The sequence below is a fragment of the Anaerobiospirillum sp. NML120449 genome (assembly GCF_023051105.1).
Lineage (GTDB): Bacteria > Pseudomonadota > Gammaproteobacteria > Enterobacterales > Succinivibrionaceae > Anaerobiospirillum.
Map to the genome: position 1 here is coordinate 14,631 of NZ_JALKIL010000001.1, position 23,953 is coordinate 38,583.

10 protein-coding genes are annotated in these 23,953 nt (G+C 48.9%); 4 read left to right on the plus strand and 6 right to left on the minus strand.

The window, feature by feature from the left end; all coding sequences use genetic code 11:
* Positions 1 to 138: 138 nt before the first annotated feature.
* From MXE41_RS00035 to MXE41_RS00050, 4 genes are all read left to right on the plus strand, one after another.
* Entirely contained in the window at positions 139 to 369 is a 231-nt protein-coding gene (locus tag MXE41_RS00035) for a hypothetical protein (protein WP_247098920.1), read from the plus strand.
* Positions 360 to 4,937 (plus strand): hypothetical protein, encoded by a 4,578-nt coding sequence (locus MXE41_RS00040; RefSeq protein ID WP_247098921.1) that lies wholly within the window; start codon positions 360 to 362, stop codon positions 4,935 to 4,937. The genes MXE41_RS00035 and MXE41_RS00040 overlap by 10 nt, the downstream gene beginning before the upstream one ends.
* Positions 4,938 to 5,959: 1,022 nt before the next feature.
* Positions 5,960 to 10,537 carry a hypothetical protein gene (locus MXE41_RS00045; protein WP_247098922.1) on the plus strand — a complete coding sequence of 1,526 codons (4,578 nt, stop codon included), beginning with the start codon at positions 5,960 to 5,962 and terminating at the stop codon, positions 10,535 to 10,537.
* Positions 10,538 to 11,274: 737 nt separating this feature from the next.
* Positions 11,275 to 12,024, plus strand: coding sequence for a class I SAM-dependent methyltransferase (locus MXE41_RS00050; RefSeq protein WP_246978932.1), 750 nt, complete (start codon positions 11,275 to 11,277; stop codon positions 12,022 to 12,024).
* Between the two features lie 398 nt (positions 12,025 to 12,422).
* On the opposite strand, the gene MXE41_RS00055 is transcribed toward MXE41_RS00050, so the two are convergent.
* The 6 genes from MXE41_RS00055 to MXE41_RS00080 all read right to left on the minus strand — a co-directional run bounded on the left by MXE41_RS00055 (position 12,423) and on the right by MXE41_RS00080 (position 23,775).
* The gene (locus tag MXE41_RS00055; protein WP_246979013.1) at positions 12,423 to 12,980 is read right to left on the minus strand and encodes a hypothetical protein; all 558 of its coding nucleotides are present in this window, start codon (positions 12,978 to 12,980) and stop codon (positions 12,423 to 12,425) included.
* A 763-nt stretch (positions 12,981 to 13,743) separates the two neighbouring features.
* Positions 13,744 to 15,474: a SulP family inorganic anion transporter gene (locus MXE41_RS00060; protein ID WP_247098923.1), complete on the minus strand. Its 1,731-nt coding sequence runs from the start codon at positions 15,472 to 15,474 to the stop codon at positions 13,744 to 13,746.
* Positions 15,475 to 16,883: 1,409 nt separating this feature from the next.
* Positions 16,884 to 18,056, minus strand: a complete 1,173-nt coding sequence (gene nagA / locus MXE41_RS00065) for an N-acetylglucosamine-6-phosphate deacetylase (RefSeq protein ID WP_247098924.1) — start codon at positions 18,054 to 18,056, stop codon at positions 16,884 to 16,886.
* A 214-nt stretch (positions 18,057 to 18,270) separates the two neighbouring features.
* Positions 18,271 to 18,891 (minus strand): carbohydrate-binding family 9-like protein, encoded by a 621-nt coding sequence (locus MXE41_RS00070; RefSeq protein WP_247098925.1) that lies wholly within the window; start codon positions 18,889 to 18,891, stop codon positions 18,271 to 18,273.
* A 1,282-nt stretch (positions 18,892 to 20,173) separates the two neighbouring features.
* Positions 20,174 to 21,622: an N-acetylglucosamine-specific PTS transporter subunit IIBC gene (gene nagE, locus MXE41_RS00075; RefSeq protein ID WP_247098926.1), complete on the minus strand. Its 1,449-nt coding sequence runs from the start codon at positions 21,620 to 21,622 to the stop codon at positions 20,174 to 20,176.
* Positions 21,623 to 23,517: 1,895 nt separating this feature from the next.
* The gene (locus MXE41_RS00080) at positions 23,518 to 23,775 is read right to left on the minus strand and encodes an HPr family phosphocarrier protein (protein WP_246978268.1); all 258 of its coding nucleotides are present in this window, start codon (positions 23,773 to 23,775) and stop codon (positions 23,518 to 23,520) included.
* Positions 23,776 to 23,953: the final 178 nt, after the last annotated feature.

Here is a 23,953-nt window from a genome sequence, read left to right on the forward strand (position 1 = left end):
GTGGTGCGGCCAGGATGCCCGCTGTGCAGTCATGAATCAGGGCAGAGGCTATGCAGCTGTGATGGCCTCCGTGGGCAGATATGATGCGGTTATGAGGTCAGGCATCTGTGCGGCAGTGATGCAGCTGTGATGGCCTCCGTGGGCAGATATGATGCGGTCAAGATGGCCCTCATGGTTCAGCCGGGAGGGCAACAAGGATGCAACAGTAATGACCTCCGTGAGCAGGTGGTCTTATTAAATGCCGCTGTTTTTAAAGTTTTTAATTTCAAAATGGAAGAGTTATGGGACAGAACAACCTCGTTTTTTATCCTTTTGCCAATGGGCCTGAAAGGTGTATACATGAGGCCGGCAGCACAACTATGTTTGTAATGAGCCGCACAGGAGAAAAAAACTCCTGGGGTAAGTACAAGCTCAAACGTACTGATGTGGGAAAAGTTAACAGGCATGGTGTTTTTCGGCCATTTTATGATGCCCGTATTATGTGCCCTGATATCTGGGTGCACAGCTATGGCGAGTACTCCTGTTTTGGACCGGAAAAGGCCATAGGCCCGCTGATGTTTATGACCGGGCATGAGCTTTTTGCCGATCTGCACAGTGATCTGGTAAAGGCCTTTGGTGTCTCCAGGGCTCTTGCCATGGAAAGCATGGCTCTGCGCGTTATTGGTGATATGCACGCCTGCAGGGAACTGCCACTGAAGCGTTTACATGGTACTGTTGCCGCCCCTCATGTAATGCTGATGAGCGCCTTTGTCAGCCAGCATAATATGGGCGTTGAGCATTTAAAAGCTGACGATATGGAAAGCCTTAACGCACTGTCATGCTCATGGACCTCAAAGATCTATGAGTGGGCCTGCAATCACAGTCGTGATGATAATACCGGCAAGCTGATGGACTGCCCTGATCCTGACAGTGTCTGGATCACTGTACGTCTTAAGCTCAACAGTGAATCAACAATTGACAATTCGCGTCTTAATTTCATGCCTGAGCAAATGATGCAGAGGCCAAGTCACATAGTTGAAGCTGTGCATGCCGGTACTGGTACTGTCATATGCGTTATGGGTGACAACAGTCAGCCTGCAAAGAGCCGGACTGTACACAGGATGGTCGAGCATCTTAAGGGTCTTGGTATCAGGGTTAAAGGTGCAATCCTGCTCAATGGTTCCATTGCAGGATGGATAAACAATTTCAGGGATGCCGGGCTCAGATGGGCAGGTCTTGGTGAAAGGAAGACGTCAGCATGGAGCGGCATGCTCAATGAGGCCATGTCTGTCATTAATGATCCGAAAAAGTGCCCTGATATCCCTCCTGCAGGATTGCTTGTGCGTATTGGTGAAAACCATCTGCCTGGAGGAGCCGGAACCACCGCATTACATGCCTTTTATGATGAGCACGCCTTTTCACGCGGTTTTGCTCTGGCACAGCGCAGAAACTCAATGATGGAGCGCTGCAGTTTTGTCAATGAGCATGACCTTGCTGATGATCTGAAGCGCTATGTCTGCAAATATACTGCCGTTGCAGTCAAATCTTCAGACAGTAAGGACAAAGTTCGGAAAAAGGCTATGAAAAAAGCAGGTATGAAGGAGACGTCTCAATCTGCCCCATCTGGTGATAATGTCGGATTCCCGATGGATCCATATTTGAACTTTGAACTTGCTGTCTGCAGCAAAGGAGAGGACCTGGAATTTCTCAGAGAGGCTGTTCATGTTGGTCGCAGGGTACGCTTTGATGAGGATGCTGTTTTTGAGCTTGCTGGTGCTGTTCATGGAGAGACTGCTGACAATGAGGAAGGTTTTGATCTGACTCAGCTGTTCTCTCCAGTGGAGCTGCAGTCTCTGATTCTGGTCAATCAGCTGATCAATGTCTTTTTCGCGACCTCTTTCCGTACAGAGTCACTGTCATGGAATTATGAGCGTATTGCTGCTCTCATGGGAGTAAGACTGGCAGAAAACAGGGATGAGGATGAGGGTATCTTTGAGCTGCGCTGCTTTGAGCCTGTGGACAAGTGGCCTGCATATCTTGGTTTTGACAGGGCAGATGCTGAGGCTTTACAGTCTCGCTGCAATGCTTTGCGCGCCTGCCTTGACCAGATTGTAAGTAATTGTCCTGTAAGAAGTATCAAGTGTGTTGACCAGATAGACAGATTATGGAGTGAACTTGTCTGCAAGCCTCTGAACAGCCCTGACAATGATGCTCTTACTTCGGCTTTTGTAGATGATCTTATTAAGATTGTCCAGGATGCAAAGGGCGGTATTATTGACAGGTCAAGAATCAACAGTGTTTCTGTCAAATTAATGCAGGACTTTACTGGTGAGAGCTATCAAAGGATGGCACGCAGCTCCTACAGCTGTAACCTGGTAAGGCAGAAAGAGGAGCTGACAGTTAAGCCGGCTGTAGTAGATCTTTCTCGTGGCGGCTACAGTTCAATGACTGTGGATCTGACTCCGGATGAAAATGGCAAGGACAGGCCGGGACAGGAAAATCTCGACCGCCGTGTATTTAACTGGGTACGAGATGAGTGCGCCATGCTCGATAAACATGGAAACTGGCTGCTCAACCCTGACAGGGATTACAAAGACTACAGGTTTGATGCTGTCGACGACGACGATGATGATGATGAAGACTACTGGTTCCGTGAAGTCCTGGAAGATGACGATGGAGAATTATGGTCTGACAGTGATGAAGACTATGAAGAGGATGACGGAATCTGGTCTTTTGACGATGACGATGACGATGACGACGATGATGCAGCTTTTTATAAAGAGTGTTTCGGTGAATACGGTCGTACGTTCATTGAACACAAAGTGAAGATGGCACGTCTGGCCTTAGCCTTGAGGCTGTATCGCAAAATGCTCAGACATGGCAGGATAAGTCAGGAGCAGTACGACGAGCATGTTAATTTTCTTATGTCACGGGTCGCCACAGACATAAAAGAAATCAGGGAAATCCATGATCTTTTCATGAGCCGTAAGGCGATCAGTTTTCAGAATTCTGTACGCAAGTATGGTGAAAAAGGCGACAAGGTGCCATATCTCAGGGATATTGCTGTTCCTGAGTCTGCATGGGTTAATAAAAAGACAGGTATTGTCTATGATCGCAAGCCTGACAATAATCCTGTTCAAAGCAGTCAGCGTATGCCACGCCATATGCGCAGGAATAAGGGCAGAAGCGAGGCAGCTGCAGCCGCTGCAGCCGCTGCCGCAGCAGCTGCAGTCAACGGCGCAAAGGCTGTAGCCATTGGCAGAATTACCTCTGATGGCATGATGAGGCCTTATCCTGAGCTTAAGAGCGCCATGCCTGACGTCTGGAGTGCAGCATGGGGGCCAAAGTTACCACAATGGAAATTTGATGAGCTCTACAACGTTGGTATGTTTTTGCATGCTATTGCCAACCCGGTTATAACAGATGTATTCCTGAACATGTTCAAGCGTGATTCGCCAGATGCAGCACTCAGTATTTTTGACATGGCTCTGGACATGTACACAAGAGGTATTATCTCCTCCTCGCCTGCAACTGTATCGTCTATGCAGCAGCAGATTATGTGCTTTAACATGGTTCCATGCGCTCAGGAGGACCTGGTCAGAAACCTTGGCAAGTTCGATCTTCCTTCCTGTATGTTTTTCCTGGAATGCAGTCTGCCTAATGCTCTTGCTTTAATTAATCATACAGCTGAGTTTGCTGATATTGAGGAGCCTGAGGTATGGATTACAGTGCATGCTCTTAAAATTCCTTCCTCATCAGGTAAATATGGGGCTGAACGCATCTGTCACTGCGTAATGGCATTTTATGGACCAACTGCTACTCCTTTAAACCTCATTATTCTCGATGACAGATTCACTGCTGAAGAGGCTGTTCAGCAGATGATCAGGTTTATGCATATCCACCATGTTAAGCTCAAGGGTATTATTATGGGCGCTGGAGTAAAGTTCGGCGCTGTTAAGATCGCATCCTGGTCAGCTGCAAATATACGCATGGTTCAGATGTGCAGTACTGATGATGAACTTCACTCCATGCTGTGCTTAAAGCTGGGCAAAAAGAGCTGGAAGGCATCACAGGAAAATGATGGTGACATGGGTGCTGTAAGCTGCATGAGTAACAATATCAGTAACTCCTTCAGCTTCTCGCGCGCTGCTCTGGCAGTAAGTGAGTATCAGGTAAACCGTGATCTGCCTCATCTGTCTGAAATCAGCCGCAGCTGTGCAATCAAAGGGGCTGGTCAGGAGAATATTTTTGAGGGCCATGACCTCAATGACCTCAATGATCGTATTGCGCTTTTTGGTGAAAGCTTCTTGTTTACCGGCAGGCCTGACCGCAAGATTCTCCAGGAGATCGGACGCTGTGCTGCAGTTGCTGCTGACATGCTTGGATCTACTGTCACCTTTGACCAGGGGTATGTACGCCATAAGGTGCCTGAGGTACTTAAGGGTGAGATGAGTTCTTTCAATCCTGACAACAATTTCAAGTCAGCAGCTGGTGTTCTTCTGGCTTCATACTGGAGCAGGTTAATAGCAGTTCGTGATTATCTGACAACAGACAGCTTTCCGGGAGGAAGAACCATAGAGGCTCTGAGGAATATTAATCTCAGGATAATCAGGGATGAAAATGGCAGGGTCAGTGAGATAGCTCCAGCAGGCACCCGTAGTGAGCTTGATCGTGACTATGGAGATTACTTCAGCCTTATTGCAGATGATCTTGATCTCATTTGCCATGCTCTGAGCAAGTTCTTTAGCGCTTTGGAAAGCTTCTGTGCAAACAGGCCATGCAGCAGCCTGATTGTCTCTGATGCTGTCAGCTATCTAATGCAATATCTTGGATATCATGAATTCAGCAGCTTTATCATGCCATCATGTGATTTTTTTGACAAAGACCTTGATGTGCTGGCTGAAAATGCAGTATTGGCAATGGATATGGCAAGAGCAATTGAAGAAGCCAGACTGTAAAGCCTGCTCACTGACAATGTCTTCATCAGGCTGCAGATAACAGCAGTGACAGCCTGCAGCCTGCAGGCAGTCGTCTGCTGCCACATGCAAAATGCCAGCATTTTTATCAGCAGCTGGCTCACAAGTGGCGTTGATCATCAGTTAACGCTGTTTGAAAAGATATGAGGTCCATGCCCAAAGGTATGGGCCTCTGTTTTTTTACATGCACTGCATACTGTGCCCGGCACGGATCCGAAGCGGCATATGCGCTGTTGATGTTACTGAGGCTGGAGCCAGCTGTCCCGGGCAGTGGAGTTTACCAGAGGGATACAGCTGCGCCGAAGGTGGAGCGGGACCTTTCCTGCCGCAATTGCAGGGTGAGGTATCTGAGCTGATGCCGGCGGCAGGACCTTCCCGGCAGCATTTGCAAGGTGATGTAGCTGATATGAATGTGGAGCTGACCTACCCAGCAGCCATTGCAGGGTGAGGTATCTGAGCTGATGCCATCGGCGGAAGCGTTCATTTAGGCGAGAGATGTTGCCATGGCAGGGCCGTTGATGCTGCAATGGCAGGGGCGGTGATGCTGCCATGGCATAAGCTTTAGTGGGGGCTGGTGCTATACCGGTACAGTTGCTTGATGAGCGCCGTCGCTATTAAGGCGGGCTCAGGCAGTGACTGAGCGCGCGCTGTCGTTATTACAGGGGATAAGGCCATGGCTGTGCAGTAGCGGGGGATGCAAGGGTTTGCACAAAAAACATGCTGTTCGCAAAAGTGTGAGCTTTATCGGTATGTTTTTCAGATAAACAGTTGCAGTCCTGTCATACAGGCTGGCAATATACGGACAACATGCTGGCAAACGGCCAGTGCAGCCAGCCTGAGTCTGAGCAATGACTCTAGCGGCTGGTGACATCAGCCTGATATGGCCGCAGGCGCCCTGGGTTATGCCATGGCGTTTGCTGGCTTGCGGTGAAGAGCATGTTGGTATGTTTATGCGGCTGCAGAGCTGGCGTGATCATGGCAAATCAGTTAACCAGGACATTATTATGGACCAGAGCAACGTCAATTGGCCTGAAATGGGCTTTCCACCAAATTCTTTTCAGAGCAGAGAGTCTCATAAGATTTACAGTTCTGTAAAAAGAGATAAGAATGTTGATTTTGTCATGACCGGCGAAGTCAGCAGCCTCAATACCGTTACTCCTAATCTTGCAATGCGCCAGGTACGTCCGGTTCAATGGGCTCAGTACTGCGGTGAGTACAGTGCTTATGCTCCTGAGCTTAGCATTGGCCCTCTCATGCACATTGCCCGTCATGAGCTTTTTGACCTCATTCGCTCCGAGCTTGAGGAAACATTGGGATACGAGTGCAGCTGCGCAGTTCTTGATACTGTAGTGCGCTTGTGTTCAGACTATTACTGCGGCCTGCAGGAGCCTCTCAAGGACCCTAATGAGCAGATTTCATCAGCACTGCTCTTCAGTTTATGGCGCCATTCAAACAGCTGGTATACAGACAGACTTGCTGCTGTGAATTTCAGCAAAGTAAATGAGCTTTTCAAGTCATTGACCCTCAGGCTTTATGAAAGCGCCTGCAATATGGATTTCATTACTGAGAACGCAAGGCAGTTCTACCAGATCGAAGTAGCCGAGCCTGACAGCGTCTGGCTGACTGTGCGCGTGATGGCAAATAAGGAAAGTGTCAGCAAGGAGATAGGGGCTGGCGCTTTCAGAATGAACTTCAGTAAAGCCATCAACATTATTCAGGCAGTACATGCCAGAACCGGCATGGTTATATGTTCTCTTTCAGAGCAAGTAAATCCGGAAAAGAGCTCTCTGCTCAAAGAGATGAAACAGCATATGAATGCATGTGGCATCAGGGTCAGAGGTGTGATATCCCTCAACGGCATTCTTGATCAGTGGATCCCTGAGATAGAAAAAGAAGGTTTTATCTGGGCAGGACTTTGTGAGCGCATGAGTGATATCATGCAATTAGTCAATGACTTTCTTGAAGATGAGAGCATTGATCATGGATCAGAGCCAGCGCTGACCAATCTTAAAAATTTCCCTCTCAAATGGGACCAAAGTCGTGTCATGCAGTTAAAGGCTTTTACCCATTACTCATTCATGGATGTCTTCACTGAGATTAAAGGTGAAAGCGAAACAAGTCTCTCTGATCTTACAAATAACAGGAAAGATACAATCCCGCCCGATCTGGCAGCTTTATTAATGCCAATAGACAGCTCCCTGTTTGGAGAAAGAAGTTTTACCGATTTTACCCTGGGCGCTTCTGATGGTGTAGCCTTACCGCTTAACAGTATTGACAGCACCATGCTTAAGGAAATGGTTCTGATTGCACGCATTGCAAGATATGAGCAGAACACAGCAGCTGAAATGATGTGTATGCTTGCCGGATTTAAGGACGTCTATCCTGGCGACAGGCAATCCATTTCATTGATGTTGTCTCCTGCACTGGTAATGGCCTCCCAGCTTGTTGCCGTACTGTTTAACATATTCTTCACAAGGCGCTTTTCTACCGGTTATCCTCTATGGAACCTCAGTTCCATGGCGGTACTTCATGGTTTGAGAATGGGTAACAGGGATAAAGACAGAGCGCCCCGCTTTGAACGTCGTCGCTTCAGCTGTAACAGGCCTGTACCTGAATTTCTTGGTATCAGTGACCAGATGTGTGGTGCCCTGGTAGACCGCTGTAATGCAGCCCGCGTCTGTATGGAATCATTTATCAGGTTCCAGCCGCTCATCAGGATCAGCGATGTGCCTGAACTGAGCCGAGCATGGACAGACATGATAAGTGCTCCTTACACCGGCCGGGATAATAAAGACCTGTTAGACAGCTTTATTAAAACCTTTACAGATACAGTCTGCTCAGAGAGTGGAGCTTTGCATGCAGGTTTGGACAACGTGCAGGCCATGCAGCTTCAGGACATGGTTAATCTTGCCCATAAGAGCATGAGTGCCAAAACAAGTGCCGAGTATGCCAATGCCAGGGCCGAGGTTGTTTACCATAATGAATATGGTAAAACAGCCAGGGGTGTTGAGATGCTCAATAATCTTATAAAAGGATTTGCAAGGGCACAGGGCAATGAGTACATGAGCACTGAAGATCATCTCAATAAGTTTATTGACAGCAAATTTCTCAGACTGCGCTGTACCTGTACTGATGTCTTTACCAGACTGACAGCACAGGGCGAAACCTCAATTCTTAATTTGAGTAACGTCAAGCCTGAAAGTAAGCATGCTTATGCACTCCCTGTCCTTGCTGATGGAAATCAGGGCTCTGAAGTCAGTGACAGCACCATGGCAACTGACAGTAAGGACCATATCATCAATTTTCCTGCAGATTATGATGATTATGACCGCAGCGATGACGATGAGTCGTACGATGACGATGAGTCGTACGATGACGACTACGATGAGGACGACGACTACGACGACGATGACGACTACGACGACTACGACGATGATGATGAGGACGATGACATTTACAGGGACTATGGCTTATATGGGCCAGGTAATGACCGCTATGGTGATGAAGATGATCTGATGCCTTATTTTAATGATGTTAAGATCCCTGAAAAGGCATGGGTGGATAAGAAAACAGGCAAGGTATACAGTCGCAAGCCTGTTACCAGTGTTTCAACCGGGCGCGTGTCAAGACGCATGCGTAAGAAGAGCCACACTCAGATCAATCAGGAAAGCAACACCGTTAATGGCAAGCTTATAGGACATGTCACTGATGATGGCATGATGCGCCCATACCCTGAATTCAAAACTGAGTTCCCTGAATACTGGGAAGAGTGCGTCAATGAGATTGGGACTTTTGATTTCTCTGAGCCGTCCAGTTTTGGTACCTTTATTTTTGCAGCCTGTCACCCTGTCATTCGTGAGTTCAGCGCAATGATGGACAGATATACACCTGATATCAGCGCTCTTGGAGACGTTTTACTTGATTGTGCTGTAAATTACTATGCCAGAGGTATGGAGCTTTCGCCTGAGGATATCAGCGAAAGTTCAAGGCGTGCCTTTGCTTTTATACCTGCTCCTGTCGGGGCAGATTTCATCATAATGGCTGTCAGCTGCATACGCAGCGAGATTCTTAATCCATATCGTGACATGCTGCAGCCGCTTATTACTGATTATGTAAAGGATATCTGTGTACATAATGGTGACAGACAGGCCGGGGCATGGATCTCTGTCAACAAAATCAGCGGTACTTACAACATCTTTGACGATGATGATGACGGTTACAGGTTCAAAGCTTTTTACTGTGTAATGGGTTTTGCAGAGAGTTATGCAGCGCCCCTGAACTATGTTCTGGTCGAGGGCAGTAAAACTCTCAAAGAGGCTGTGAACCTTATGAAGGTCCGTCTTGAGGCAGACAAAGTCAAGGTCAAAGGCGTAATTATTGGCAGTGACATCAATGCTGATATGCAGTCTTTTGGCGAGCTTGAGGACATGGGGCTGCGCTGGATTCATATGTGCTCTCTTAACAAGAGCACTCACCGTGAAATCTGTAATGAGCTTGGTAAGGAGCTCATCAGGGAGTCTGACAGAATTGATGGCCGGAGGGTTGCTGTTACCTGTGCCAGAGCTGTGAATGTTAACGGTGTTGCGTACACCAGAGCTGCCCTGACTGGAAGCGCTAAGTTCATCAGAAAGAGCGTTGAATTAGAGAAAGTCAGGCATGCCATGACCAGCAAGGATGCTGATAACGGGTACGACCGGAATAAAGTAGATTCTTACAGTATTACAGTTTATGGTGAGAGCATGATGTACAAGGGCAGGTTCACTAAAGCTGAACTGACCGGCATTGGCAATATTGCTTCTACCCTTGCTGACATGCTGGCCATGACCAGAACCTTTGATCTGGGATACACTCGTCACCAGGCTCCTGACTCTGTTGAAAATGCACCAGTGTTATTTAATTCTCTCAATCATCCTGATGTTGCCCGGAACCTGCTTTTCATAGCATATCTTGGAACAGTACTGTCACTGCGTGAATACAGAGTGGATCCGTTTATCAAAGAGGTGGGCCGCCATAATGCTTTATGTGGCATGCAGTTTAAAATCTCGAAGTCCAATGATGGCTATCATTTTAGACTTACCGGTTTTGAGCATGTCAGAGAGGTTCTGGAAAAGCTTGGTATCAGCAATGAAGAGCTGGATCTGTTCAAGGAAAAGTACGGTCAGTTCCTTGAGTATGTTGACCTCATGAGACTGGAGCGTCCGATTAGTGATGTTTCTATGGTGCTTTTGAAGAAATACAGGTTATCTGCCCTGGGGATCGATGGCAAAGGGCCATGTATGTTCAGCTCTGCTGAAACACTCAGTACTTCTTCTTTCCGTTTTTATGCAGCTGGGGCAGCACAGGCGATGTTGACAGGATCCGCTGCAGACTGCGATGTCACTTTACCTAATGGCGGATTTACCAGTAAGAAAATGCTCATTATTGGCCTCAAAGCAAGGCGTCAGTACCTTGATTTGAAGCCACAGGCAAATACATTTACAGGTGAAGCAGATGCTATTTGTTCATTATTTGGTTTAAGCGAGAATGTCAAAAAGTATATTGAAGTAATAAGGATGTGCAGCATGGCCATGAAAAACAGGTAATCTGCCCCTGCCTGTCTTTCCAGGCCAGGCCATAACAATGCCAGTCAATGACCAATGCCGGGCATAACAATGCCAGTCAATGCTGCGCAGGGCACAGCCCTACAGGGCAGCGCATGGCAATGCCGGGCAAAGCAATGCCAGTCAATGCTGCGCAGGGCACAGCCCGACAGGGCAGCGCGTGGCAATGCCGGGCATAACAATGTCAGTCAATGCTGCGCAGGGCACAGCCCGACAGGGCAGCGCGTGGCAATGCCGGGCATAACAATGCCAGTCAATGCTGCGCAGGGCACAGCCCGACAGGGCAGCGCGTGGTAATGCCGGGCATAGCAATGCCTGGCGGGACAGCGCAGGGCAATGCCTGGTAAGGACAAGTACTGACGTACAGGGAAATTACCCATTGAAAATGCCGTTCCTGCAGTCCTTGGACTGTCAGTAGCGGCATTTTTCTGTCCGGCCTGTGCTGCCTGCAGCTGGGCATACAGCTGCCTGCCTGTCAGACAGCCTGTCAGGGACCAGTCAGGCAGCCTGTCATGCAGTCCGTCTGTATGATGTCATGCATGCATGCGTGCATACACGAATAAGTAAGAGTCCTGATGTATCCTGCGTGCAAGGTTCATGGTGCAGTATGCACGGTGTTGAATAGTGTCCAGATATGGACAACAAAATATCTTTGATATAAATAATTTTATAAAGCGATAATAGAGTTTATAAATCTGTTTGAAGAGTGATTTCTGTAAATGATTGATAAGGCAAATTACTATGGTGAACTGTGCAGCAAAATGTATGATCTGCTGCATCCTGAGGCCCCAGAAGATGAGCTGGCTTTTTACATGTCATATGCAGGTGATGATACGAAGATCCTGGAGTGCATGTGTGGCAGCGGCCGTTTTCTGGTACCTATGCTCAAAAAGGGCTATGACATTACAGGCATGGATGCTTCAGCTGAAATGCTGTCGCGTCTGCTGATAAAGGCGCCACAGGCCTGCGTAATAGAAAGCACTATTCAGGAGTTCGAGACTGACAGTAAGTATGACTTAATCATGATTACTTCAGGTTCAGTTTCTCTGATAACCGATAAGGAGCTGTGCGTGGATGTCCTGGCAAATCTCAGGACTATGCTGACTGCTGGCGGTGTGCTGGTCTTTGCTGTGGATACAGTGGCAAGCATAGAGGAATATATTTGCCATTACGAGCCACGTGAAAAGGTTACAACTGAAGAGGGCTACGATTTAATACTTAAGACCAAGACCTGGTATGAGGAGAAGACTCAGACTCAGATGCTCCCTTCAGTCTATCTGGTTGAGAAAAACGGGCAACTCCTGCATATTGAGACCATGGACTACCGTCTGCACCTGTACAGATTCGGTGAAATGGAGCAGATGCTCAAAGAGGCAGGCTTTAAATCTGTTAAAACCTTCTCCTCATTTGACCGCACCCCTGCCTCCAGTGACAATGATCCTATGTTCATTTTCGAGTGCCGCGCATAGCCCGTCCCCGGGCTTGCGCCTCCTGCATCTGTCACCAGGACCGGCATACCTGCAGTGCATTATGCCTCCCGCAGGGGCACTGCCACTGGTCAGCCGCTGGGAATTGCGCTTACTGCAATTGTCACCAGGACCGGCGTCCTTAGCTGCATGCCTGCCATCATGCCATAAGCATCAGACATTCACTGTCTCATTGGTTGGGCTGCGCTGGGCTTTAATGAAGTCAGGCAGGGGCGGGGTTAGTAGTGCAGGAGTCAAAAACAAACAGGGCCACCCGTCTGTTAAGGACTGGTGGCCCTGTATTTTTCAGGCATATGCAGCATTCAAATGCAGCATGCATGTGAAGCATGCATGTGAAGCATGACTGAAGCTGTCATGTGCAAGATGCTTTATAAGGTGGTTTATACAATGCCAAGATCGTGCTTGAGATCCTTGATGGCGGCCTGCAGAGTAATGGACAGGGCGCGCAGATAGGCAATACGCTCAGGGTCAGAGTTCGGAGCCTCAATAATGATGGCATTTTTTAATGATGCCAGGTGAGCAAGTGAGCGCTTGTAGCAGAAGATTTTGGCGCGCATCAGACGACGTTCACGCTTCTTGCGGGCAATCTTGATACCCAGAAGACCGAGAATGGCAATAGGGGCTGCCAGCACAAAAATACCGGTTGTGGCGCCGCCGCCTACAATAGCGCCGGCAGTACTCAGAGCACTGGCAACACCGGCTGCGCTGACGCCAATAACGCTGCCGCTCAAATATAGAGCAGCAAAGCTCAGCGCACTTCCTGAGCCAATACCCAGAGCTGTTGCCAGAACCTCAGGCATGGATGAGGTATCAATGGTACGGCTCTTATTGCCCAGACCCTGGTCTATTTCAGCAATAACGTGTTCAACAGTCTTAAGTGCATTAACATTTTGAAAGAGCATGTCTTTCTTGCGGGTGATATAGGTTTTTCTGAGCATATGTACCCTCCTGACTGTGAACATGTGGTGTGCCCAAGGCACTGAAAAAGGAATATAACTGAGGTCATCATGTCTTATGCAGTTCTCTGGCTCAGGGGCAGGGTGGTTCAACCGACCTTCAACCTAACAGATGGTATTTGCTGCAGACATGGCTGTCCTTAACCCATGAACACGAAGATACACTAATCCTGGTGAACTTGAGATAGAACATCTGGACACAAAGTTATGGGGAAAAATGACCCGGAGCGGGCGTTTGAAAGGCGACAGGGCAGGAGCGGGGCATCAGATAATGCAAAAAGCTGAAATTGCCTGCAGAGGTGGCTTCAGACTGAACTACTGAGCCGGAAATAAGAGAACTGCCTTGCGCTGTATCTTATTAATCTTAACAAAGCTGATCCCCTGCAACAATAAGAAAAAGCTGCTGAGATGCAAAAAAATATATCACCTGTCAAGTGTGCCCATTAAACCTCGCAACCCCGCTGCCTGTGCAGTTGCTGATGCAGCATCAGGTGTACATGAAAGAGTCTGAAATGACAGACACTATGACATCAGCCTGAGCCAGCACCGGTACGGTGGTGCATCTTCGCTACATATTAGGATTATGGATTATGCCCAGTGGACTGTCCTGGTCAGGCACAAACAGAAAGGGGCGCAGCTGTAATTGAGCTGCGCCCCTTTCAATATGCAGTACTGCAGGAGCTGCCTGACCGTGGTTATGGTCTGAGCATTATGCAGTACTGCTGTGCAACAGATAATGACCTGCCTATACAGTGTCCTGATGCTTGCTGACAAAGTCAGGATCGGACATCAGTTTGGTAGCAAGCTTTAGGGCCTCATCGAAATTGGTAGTAAAGGCCACTTCCTTGTCACGGGACAGACCGGCGCGATAGAGCATCTCCATTGGCTGCTTGCGCATGCCGGCAAAGATGATATAGCTGTGGTGCTGATGACAGATTTTCAGAATTTCCTCAATTGAGGCCTCACCTGAGGCATCAAGGTAAGGCATGAAGCGCATACGCAGAATCAGAATACGAGGAATGGTGATGAGGTTCTGCATGCGATCGCACAGCTCGCTTGCTACACCAAAGAACAGAGGTCCGTTAATCTGGAAAGCAGCTACACCCTCAGGAACCTCGACCTCATTGCGTACGGCGCGGGCTGAGGCAGCGGCATCGTCACCATCGCCATCATCAGCATCATACTGGGTAAGACGCATATGAGGCTGAATCTCGATGGACTTGGACATGTGGCGCATGAACAGCAGGGAGGCCAGAGTAACACCAATACCAATGGCTACAGTAAGGTCTACCAGAACAGTAAGACCAAAGGTCATAAAGAGAATGGTGCGGTCAGATGGTGATATACGGGAAATCTGCAGGAAGTGCTTAATATCACTCATGCCCCAGGCAACCATGAAGAGCACGGCTGCAAGTCCGGCCATAGGGATATAGGCCAGAATATCCATAATGGTATAGAGGAATACCAGCAGGAAAAGGGCATGGAAAATACCTGACATAGGAGTTTTACCACCAGACTTGATGTTGGTTGCTGTACGGGCAATAGCACCTGTAGCTGGCAGACCGCCGAAAAAGCCTGAAGCGATATTGGCAACACCCTGACCTACCAGCTCCTGGTTTAAGGAGTGCTTAGTACCGATCATGGAGTCGGCAACCACTGCAGAGAGCAGAGCTTCAATACCGGCAAGGAAAGCAATGGTAAAGGCTGAAGGAATCAGATCACGAACTTCCTCAAGGGTAAGGGCCGGCAGTGTAGGGACAGGCAGACCTGTAGGCATGTCCGGGAAGCGTGAGCCTATAGTCTCCACTGGCATGTTCATGACCCATGAGAGCAGAGATACCAGAGCGATGGAAACAAGGTAGGCCGGGATTTTGGCGCTGATCTTCTTACAGATCAGGATAATTGCCAGAGCCAGCAGTCCAAGGCCTACAGCATAAACTGAGGTGGTATTGAGATTGGTAAAGTAGGCCATCCATTTTTCGATGAATTCGGCCGGTACGTTATCAATCTCCATACCAAGGAAGTCCTTGACCTGAGATGAGGCAATAATTACGGCAATACCGGTAGTAAAGCCTGTAATTACCGGATAAGGAATATATTTGATGAGCTTGCCCATATGAGCATAGCCGGCAATGATAAGAATAATACCGGCCATTACCGATGCCACAATCAGACCATCAAGACCATAGCGGGCAATAACGTCAAAGATTACTACAACAAAAGCGCCGGTAGGGCCACCGATCTGTACACGTGATCCGCCCAGGAAAGAGATAAAAAAGCCTGCAACCACTGAAGTTACCAGACCTTTATCAGGTGAGGCACCTGAGGCTACGGCCATGGCCATGGCAAGCGGGAGGGCCACAATTGCTACTGTGAGACCTGCAATCATGTCAGAGCGCAGGGTGCTCAGTGAGTAGCCTTCTTTAAAGCACATAAACAGTGCCGGGATCAGACGATCGGAGTTTGGCTTTTGCATGGTGTTTGTCAAAAAGGTTTAATGCCCGGGGGCTCATACACAGGAAAATGCATAGTGCAGCATAGTATGTCCGGTACCAGAATAAGACCACTTCAGGCGGACACGAAGGTGCTGTTATGCTCTTAATCCGGGATCCGCTCAGCAGCTCCCTGAAACTTGCAGCCTGAGCTGCAGCGCAGTTCCAGGTGCCTTGCTGCACGGGGCTGCAGCACAGTTCCAGATGCCTTGCTGCACGGAGCTGCAGCGCAGTTCCAAGGTGCCTTGCTGCACGGAGCTGCAGCGCAGTTCCAAGGTGCCTTGCTGCACGGAGCTGCAGCACAGTTCCAGATGCCTTGCTGCAAGGAGCTGAAGCGCAGCTCCACAAGATTTTGCTACCAGATGCTGCTGGGCAGGACCAGGTGCCTGATAAAGACTTATAAAAACCAAATGGGCAATGCACCAGCTGATTTCAGTGGTGACATAGTCATTGGCTAAAGGAAAGTCTTGAAGAGGCAGCCATACACAGTAATGGTGCCGGAGGAAATGACTGCTTAATGTGCAGGTCAGATCGGCTTTGCAGCTCAGAGGATCTTACCGTCAGGCGGGGCTGCGTTAAGTTTCAAATGGGGTTGAAAAGACGCAGGCAGCGGGTGAGGAAGTGTCAATTGCACAAAAAGATGAAACAGTCACTGCAAAGTGCAGGCAAATTATAGGGCGAACCCGACTGTGATTCAAGAAAAACCGATTGAACATCCCATAAATCAGCCACTCTCCCCAAATCGGTGATGTATCAATCACTGACAGACTGACAATGGGGTAATTTCGCTTTATAAATTATTATGTTGAAGCTGCCAAATCTGTACCCAGCACAGCTTACAGACATACAGAATGCTGGCTCCGAAGCTCTGGTTGGCGGTACTCATAGCAGGTATAGGATGCTGGTGTCTATGCAGGGACATGCTGGTATTCAGCGTCAGTCTTTCGCTGCGATTCAATTTCAGTTTTCAACAATGGTGACTTAAGGCAGACTCAACGCTGGGGGCAACTCAGGTGTTCAACGGCAGTATCTTAAGATGGGGGCAACGCTTGGGGTAATACAGGTGTTCAAATCATGTGTTCAATGGTGGGGGCAATGCTGGAGGAAACGCGTGGGGTAATACAGGTGTTCAAATCATGTGTTCAACGGTAGTGGCAATGCTGAGGGAACGCCGGGACAACGTTAGTTTTCAACATCAATACTTATTGCAGGGCTCAACGCTGATACAGGGCGCAGCTGGTCAACGCTGGGGCTGACGCTGGTACTGGGCAGTGTAGCCGGAGCGGGCCTGGATGCCCGGTCAGTTAATGCGCGCTCAGGTCGATGCGGATCTTTGCATAAAAAAGGGCCGGTCTGTGACCGGCCCCTGGTTCAAAAAAGTATGCAAGGAAAATTAGAAGTCTTTGTGCAGCCACTTGCCACGTAAGAGAACGCCTCTGAGGTTGAGTTCTCTGTCGATAACCAGTAAGGAGGCAATCTTGCCAGGCTCGATGGAGCCATAGTTGTCCAGAACCTTAATGGAGCGGGCAGGGTTGTAGGAAGCGCAGCGTACTGCATCCTCAAGCGGGATACCCATCTTCAGGTGGGCAATCTTCATGCAGTCAAAGAGGTTGGTGGCAGAGCCTGCGATGGTGCCGGAAGCCAGGGTAGCACGACGATCCTTTACAAATACCTTCTGACCACCCAGCTCATAGGTGCCGTCAGCAAGGCCTACAGCCATCATGGAGTCAGAAATAAAAATCATGCGCTCAGCGCCAAGCAGACGGAAAGCGTTACGTACGGCAGCTGGGTGAATGTGGATGCCGTCACAGATAATTTCGGCCTCACACCACAGGGCATCAGCTGCAGCAGCGATTGGGCCCGGATCACGGTGGTGGAGAGGTGGCATGGCGTTGTAAAGGTGAGTCAGGTGAGTTGCACCGCTGTTAATAGCCTCCTTGGCCAGATTGTAGTTGGCGGTGGTGTGAGCAATGGAGCACAGAACCTCATCCTTAACAGCCTTGATGGTATCCATGGCGTTCTCAACCTCTGGGGAGATTGCCATAAGCTTAATCTTGTTGCCGGATGCCTTGTTGCAGCGACGGAAGAACTCGGCATCAGGTAAGTGCAGATACTCAGGGTTCTGAGCGCCTACCTTGTCAGGAGAAAGGAAAGGACCTTCCATGTTTATGCCTACAACATCAGCAGCATCGTCCTTTAATGGATAGTCACGAACGTTTTCACAGGCCTTGACTATGTCAGCCTCTGGCATGGTCATGGTGGCTGGACAGATAGCGGTTACACCAACAGAAGCCTGGTACCTGGCAATGGCGTCCAGAGCCTCTTCTGTACCCTCCATAAGGTCATGACCCATGGAGCCGTGGAAGTGCGTGTCAAGCAGACCTGGAATAACCATCAGGCCCTTGAGATCGACCCAGTCATCAGTTGGGCAGGCGTTCTGGCAGCACTCTGGCAGCGGCTGGCCACCCTCGAGAATGCGTTGAATACGATCACCTTCGATCTTGATCTTGCTGTCAGGAGCAAAACGAAAATCTTTGGTATACATGGTGACATTATTAAGGATCATAGCAATCTCCATAGACAGAGTTTGGGGCTGGCCCATATGACCTGCCGCATCAGCTGCTTAACGTGCTCAGACAGCCTGATGATTTCTTGGCTGGCAGGGTCAAAATAAACTGGTTTTTTTTCAGCTGCAGGTATCAATTATGGTCAGCTTATTTACTGCAGCTGTACTGAACAGCTGGAATGGTTAACAGCTGCAGTGCTCAGTGCAGCTCCTGTCAGCCGGTTACACGGCACAGGGCGAAGTATTCGGGAAGATGGAAGTTGGGAGCAGGGACATCGACTCTGTTATAGGCAATGTAGTGCTCTGTTTCACTGCTTTCAGAAATCTTGTACAGATTGAAGGCCCATACATGGTCAGGACTGAAAGCATCATAGTGAGCAAGTTCCCTGATCAGGTTACGTGGCACGGTAAGTTCAACTGACCAGCGGTCACTTTCGCGTTCGGCCCTGATCTTCAGGGAGGCTATCTGCTCAGGGGTAAAAGCCGTACGGTTTTTGCGGCTGTGGCCATGCTTTGCATAACAAATACCCTGAGAGTTGATTTCTATATTCAGATACAGACAGTGCTCAAGCTCAGGTTTGAAGTTCTGATCATGCTCATCATCAGGAAAAGCAAGGAACAGTTCTACTGCGCTGTCCTGACATACCATGAGCATTGGCTCCTGCTGGGTCAGGGCTGTGGTCAGAGGATTTGACTCCAGGACCTCAAAACGGACTTTGAGTCCTTCGTCATCAAGGTACATATCCGCATGGGTCTGTGGTTTTACCGTACAGTTCCAGAGGTAATTTTCCAGAGCCAGTCTGTGACCAGGACCACCTGAAGGTAAGCAAAGCATGGGGTTACTCCATTTGCCGTCCGGACAGTGAGCAGCAGGGATAAACATCTGCTCCGTACAGTCGGTATTCCGGCTTGAGTGTGTGGATATTATAGCGCTTTTTGTGGCGATTTAGAAAAATTCTCCAAATTTTCTCAATAATTTTGTAAAAATGTGAAATAAAATTCCAAATCGCATAAATAAGCGGTAAAACAGAAGAATGTTCACGAACACAGCCCGCCCTGGATAAAAGAAAGAAAAAGGTGACAGGGGGAGATACTGTCAGGTGAAAAGTATTGAAACAGTGATGAAATAAGAGCGCAAAATGAGGAGGGCAGCCGGTGCAAAAGAGCGCCATTAACAGCATCAGGCAGCTCAAGGCGAGCCTGATTACTGTTTATTATGAGACCGCATTGCATATCACTGTCGGGCTGTGCATGTGATTTTACTGATGGGGCTGATTAAGACAGCTTATACACCACTGCGTAGAAAATGGTGTGTGCCATCAGCACCATGGACCATGGTGCGCAGCATACAGGTAATACTCATGCCGCCAGACAACTGCCGTGAGCCGGTCAGGCATGACCAGTGCTGTAATGAGCGGGCGCTGACAACAGACAAGGGCATGAATATCTGATGAGGCTCAACATGCAGGATACAGGTCCATTGAGGTCTCAAAGCGCTTATGCGCTGACTGCTCGAAGTACAAATAAACTGCAGCTGGAAGCTGCAGTCGGGATACCTTTCATTGAAAGCTATCACTTTCCTGACGGAGGGCAAACACTGGTTCTCAGGTAGGGCACATTGGCCTTTGGATCGGGCACAGTGGATTTTGTGTCGGCCAGGATGCATGCATTCATGCGTGCATTGCCATCGTGGCCGGTATGCCGGTCAGGCATGCATTCATGCGTGCATTGCCATCGTGGCCGGTATGCCGGTCAGGCATGCATTACTGCATTGCCGTCGTGGCCAGTATGCCGGTCAGGCATGCATTACTGCATGGCCGCCATGGGCTGTATGAGTGCCTGTCAGGTTGTGGGGAAGCAAAGGTAAACTTTGCATCACCTTATGGCCACTTCAACTGCCGGCGCGGGCTAACCATAATGTCAGGGCAACGTGTCTGCCCTGGCATGCAATGCGCCAGGTGGACGTGCGGCAGGGCTGGCAGCCATGCTGGTCGTGAGTGCCGCTGAAGCTGTGGTTTTCAGGGGCCATATATGAAAAACGGTACCCTGAGGTACCGTTTTAAAAGACCGGCTCCGGCATAGCCGGAGCGGCCTGAATCGGGGATTCAGCAAGAGGCTTACTTGAGAAGCTTCTTTAACTCGTCTACTACGAACTGAACCTGTGTACCTACAATTACCTGTACGGTGGTGTCAGATGGGTGGAGAACGCCCTTGGCACCGGCTGACTTCAGGATTTCATCATTAACCTTGGAGCGGTCAACAATGTCACAGCGGATACGGGTAATGCAGTTATCAACAGAAGCGATGTTTTCCTTGCCGCCCAGACCCTCAAGAACCTTCTCAGCGTAGGCAACGAAAGCAGAGTCACCCTTTAGGTCGGTGGTAACTGGAGTGTCGTCATCTTCACGACCTGGGGTCTTGAAGTTAAACTTGACGATGGCAATACGGAATACCAGGTAGTAAACAACAGCGGTAACCAGACCTACTATAATGATCAGCCATGGGTTCTGAGCCAGTGGAGTCTGAGAGGAGAAGAACAGGTCAAGGAAACCGGCGGAGAAAGAGAAGCCTGCACGGATTGGCAGCATTACGGTAATGGCGGCGGTAATACCGGTCATTACAGCGTAAAGCACGTAGAGGCCTGGGGCCAGGAACATGAAGGCGAACTCTAAAGGCTCGGTAACGCCAGTAAAGAAGGAACAGAAAGCAGCGGATGCCAGTAAGCCTAAAACGGCCTTCTTGCGCTCTGGACGGGCGCACTGGTACATGGCAAAAGCGGCAGCTGGCAGACCGAACATCATGACTGGGAAGAAGCCGGTCATGTACATACCGGTTACACCATACTCACCGGTACCGGACCAGAACTTGGTCAGGTCGGAGATGCCTGCTACGTCGAACCAGAATACTGCGTTCAGAGCGTGGTGCATGCCGATAGGGATTAATAAACGGTTTAAGAAAGCGTAGATACCGGCACCTACAGCACCAAGGGAAATGATGGACTCGCCAAGCAGAACCAGTGCATTGTAGATGAGAGGCCATACGAAGAAGAGGATGGCGGCCAGTACGATGGATACCAGAGCGGTAACGATAGCTACGGAACGCTTGCCAGAGAAGAAGGCAAGGAAGTCAGGCAGCTTGGTGCCGCTGAAGCGGTTATAACAGGTAGCACCCACAATACCGGACATAATACCGATAAACTGGTTATTTACCTTGTTAAAGGCAGCATCAACTTCACCACCTGTCAGTACACCTACGAAGCCAGGGCTTAACAGGGTCTGAATAACGAACCAGGCAACGATACCGGCAAGAGCTGGGGTACCGTCCTGCTCCTTGGCCATGCCTACAGCAACACCGATGGCAAAGAGCACTGACATATTGTCGATAATGGCAGCGCCGGCCTTAACGAAGAAAGTACCGAGAATTAAGACAGCTGAGGACTCGGCATCACCACCTTGCATGGTGGTAGGAGCCAGCAGATAACCTAAACCCATGAGAATGCCTGCTACAGGCAAACATGCGACAGGCAGCATCAGGGATTTGCCGAGTCGCTGAAGATATTTCATCATAGCGCGTTCATCCAACCAAAAGTGACATCCGAAAGCAGGGAGCTGTATTAGCTTTACTGCAGTACGGGTCCGGCCTTTTCCGGGAGGTCAGAAAATCAGAGCTGTCCTGAAGGGCAGGATTGATGTGTTCTGGCATCGGAAGTGCGCAGACGGGCATAATTTCAGCGGGTATCAGAGTAAGGCTGATATGCTCCGGCTGCACGAACAGCCCTGACCATACACGGCCTGCTCTTCTTTTGATGTCATTACCCTTTCTGAAAACCTGGAAGCATGTGAGATCTGATCTTTTAACCCGTGCCACTGGCAGACAGAACACGGCCTGATGACAGGTCTTGCTTGCTGGCAGACCACGTGTCAGGCAAAAAGAGCAGGTCTCAAATTGAGACTCTCTTTATAAGCATGTGACAACTGACAACTATCTGCAGGCTATCTCAGGCCCATGACTTCGTAATGAAAATCAAGGTATTTAAATGGGACAAAGCCGATGTCTGTGCCTGTGTTTACGTTTTCACGAACCCTGCAAATAAAAGGCAGCCCTGCTCAAAGCCAGGTGTGCCCCTGTACTGGAAATCTGAGAGCTTTCAGCTTCAGAGCTTTTCCTGTGAGTGTTTTGGGCGCATTGACAGCACCCTATCCACGTAAGTTGATTATCTAATAGCTGTGACCATGGGGCAAAACTTATGCTTTGAAAGTGTGCTCTACAGCACAAATTGAAATAAGTTTTCACAGCGGTAATATGCAGATCACAAAAAAGAATTTTTTTCATATTGATGCTACGCATGTAGCTCAGATCAAAAGGTTCCAAAAATCCCATAATAATGCGGAAATATTTATAAAACAGCCATAATACGGTCAAAAACGACCGACAGGAAATACCATAACAGTATGCCAGGACGGCATCGCACCAGTCACTCCATGAAATAAAGTTTCATCACTAGAATCGTCTCAAAAACGGCTGTTTTATACGCTTTTTCGGCTGCTAATCAGCGTAAATGCAGCTTGCTTCAGCCATGCCATGTAAAGATTTGCTCTTAACACGCTCTACATGAGTAATATCTATCATATGGCTGCCTTAAAGCACGCATTGAATTAACTTACAAAGCGAAATGTATAAATGATATGGCCTGGCAGCTGCCAGCCCTCATGTCCAGAAGCGGTTCAGACATGGCCTGTGCGACGTGCCCGAAATAACGCTATGGACACAGTCCACATCATTTGTCAGCTCTGTTGATGCAGCTGACTGCTACTTGCTCCTGAGCATGGGGCCTTGCTCAGCCCAAATCCATCCTCTTTGCCTTCCATAGTCCTGCCCAGCAGGCATTCCGCAGTTCTGGCCTCCACAAGGGCAGATGCTGAGCTGTATGTCTTCGCCAAGGATAGCCAGCAGCTAAAAGCTCTGGTGATTGCAAACGACATTCGGCTTTTCATTTCAATGGCATAAGAGCTTTAGCTGCATGACATGAAGCTCATGGATAGCAGAGACAGAAAGGGCGGATGGGACAGAAAGGGCCGACGGGACAGATGGGACAGAAAGGATGGACGGGACAGCTGGGACAGAAAACACAGGGGATGTGCTGAGGGATGGACTATTAGTAGCGTAAAGTAGTGGAGCTCAGTCTGAGGATAAGAATGGCGTATCTGTAAGTGAGATGGTCAGTGCTCCCGCCAGTATATAATGCAATGCTGATGGGGGCGAGAATCTGACAGGCAGTAGTGGGTGAGGGCGGTTATGTGGATGTACATAATTTACAGATTATTTTATAAAGTATCGGTGCGGGAAAACTGTAATTCTATATGGTCATAAAATACAGAAGCGGGCTGCCCGCAGGGCAGTCCGCTTCCGTATAATCTTTTCTCAGGTAACTGAGAGCCCACAGGGCGTAAAAGATGAAGAACTAGAGGTTCTCCTTTAAGAACTGCTCGGTAGCAGATGCAGCCTGCTCTTCATCTTCACCTTCAAACTGCAGCACCATGGTATCACCCTGCTGCATGGCCAGCTTCATAACAGCCAGAAGACGCTTGCCGTCAATGAGCTCGCCTTCCTTGCCAAGCTGACAGGCAGACTTGAAGCCTGAAACCAGCTTAACCAGCTGACCGGCTGGACGGGCGTGAATACCACGTGGATCGGTGATTACATACTCAATTTTCTTCATAGAACTTAGTCATCCTGAAGCATGATGCGGCCCATCATAATGTCATGAAGCCTGTCAGTGCTTAACAGCAGTAGTGCTGTTTTTCCTGGCGGCTGCTTTACAGCATGATGCAGCAATTTGAATCAGGACGCTCCTCCTGAAAAGTAAATAAGAAATGCCTTAGCATCCCAGGCAGATA

What these genes read in the sequence shown, in the direction of transcription:
- MXE41_RS00045 (WP_247098922.1), top strand. Translation starts at nt 5,960, where the DNA reads ATGGACCAGAGCAACGTCAATTGGCCTGAAATGGGCTTTCCACCAAAT.
- MXE41_RS00055 (WP_246979013.1), bottom strand. Translation starts at nt 12,980, where the DNA reads ATGCTCAGAAAAACCTATATCACCCGCAAGAAAGACATGCTCTTTCAA.
- nagA (WP_247098924.1), bottom strand. Translation starts at nt 18,056, where the DNA reads ATGATCCTTAATAATGTCACCATGTATACCAAAGATTTTCGTTTTGCT.
- MXE41_RS00070 (WP_247098925.1), bottom strand. Translation starts at nt 18,891, where the DNA reads ATGCTTTGCTTACCTTCAGGTGGTCCTGGTCACAGACTGGCTCTGGAA.
- nagE (WP_247098926.1), bottom strand. Translation starts at nt 21,622, where the DNA reads ATGATGAAATATCTTCAGCGACTCGGCAAATCCCTGATGCTGCCTGTC.
- MXE41_RS00060 (WP_247098923.1), bottom strand. Translation starts at nt 15,474, where the DNA reads ATGCAAAAGCCAAACTCCGATCGTCTGATCCCGGCACTGTTTATGTGC.
- MXE41_RS00080 (WP_246978268.1), bottom strand. Translation starts at nt 23,775, where the DNA reads ATGAAGAAAATTGAGTATGTAATCACCGATCCACGTGGTATTCACGCC.
- MXE41_RS00040 (WP_247098921.1), top strand. Translation starts at nt 360, where the DNA reads ATGTTTGTAATGAGCCGCACAGGAGAAAAAAACTCCTGGGGTAAGTAC.
- MXE41_RS00050 (WP_246978932.1), top strand. Translation starts at nt 11,275, where the DNA reads ATGATTGATAAGGCAAATTACTATGGTGAACTGTGCAGCAAAATGTAT.